The sequence below is a fragment of the Frankia sp. AgPm24 genome (assembly GCF_023243055.1).
Lineage (GTDB): Bacteria > Actinomycetota > Actinomycetes > Frankiales > Frankiaceae > Frankia > Frankia umida.
In genome coordinates this window covers 1-881 of the sequence record NZ_JALKFW010000077.1, presented here as the reverse complement: position 1 = coordinate 881, position 881 = coordinate 1, and the positions used below count along the sequence as shown (strand labels likewise).

At 66.5% G+C, this 881-nt stretch carries 1 protein-coding gene; it reads right to left on the bottom strand.

Going from position 1 to position 881, the window contains the following annotated elements:
* Positions 1-794 (bottom strand): acyltransferase domain-containing protein (locus tag MXD61_RS05725; protein ID WP_248811798.1); only part of this gene is annotated, 794 nt, incomplete at its 3' end.
* Positions 795-881 lie beyond the last annotated feature (87 nt).

Below are 881 nucleotides of genomic sequence, written 5' to 3'. Positions count from 1 at the left end.
TCCGGCGACATCCACTCCCGCCGCCCGGCCGCCGACGGCTCCCGATAGGCGACACCCGCAGCGACAGCGGCGAACTCCTCCAGCATCGAATCCATCAGCGGTGAGTGGAATGCATGACTGACCGGCAGCAGCCGCGCTCGGATCCCCGCACCAGCCGCTAGAGCGACGATCTCCTCAACTGCGGCCTGCTCGCCGGAGACCGTCACGGCTCGCGGTCCGTTGACAGCGGCGACCCACGCACCAGCACGGTCGGCCAACAACTCCGCGACCCGTTCCTCACTTGCGGCCAGCGAAGCCATCCCACCCCCCGCCGGAAGCGACTGCATCAGACGAGCCCTGGCAGCCACCAAACGCGCGGCATCCTCCAAAGACCACACACCAGCCACGAACGCCGCAGACAGCTCACCGATCGAATGCCCCACCAGCGCATCCGCGCGAACACCCCACGACTCCACCAAACGCCACAACGCCACCTCGAAGGCGAACAACACCGACTGCGTGTACAAGGTCTGATCCAGCAAACCGGCCAGATCAGAACCCGCATCAGCGAACGCCACCTCCCGCACCGAACTCAGCGCCGCATCACCCAGCTCCGCATCCAACGCCGCACAAACCTCATCAAACGCAGCGGCGAACACCGGGAACGCGGCACACAGATCCCGGCCCATCCCCGCACGCTGAGCACCCTGACCAGCAAACGTCAACACCACCCGCCCCTCCGAACGCGCGACCTGCTCTCCGCCTGAAGAGGCAGCCATCGCGCGGAGTTTCACCACCGCCTCATCCGGGCTCACGGCCACGACTCCAGCCCGGAACTCCCACACCGAACGAGCCGTCAACAATGCCCGACCCACATCACTCAGACTCGACACGGCCTGCTG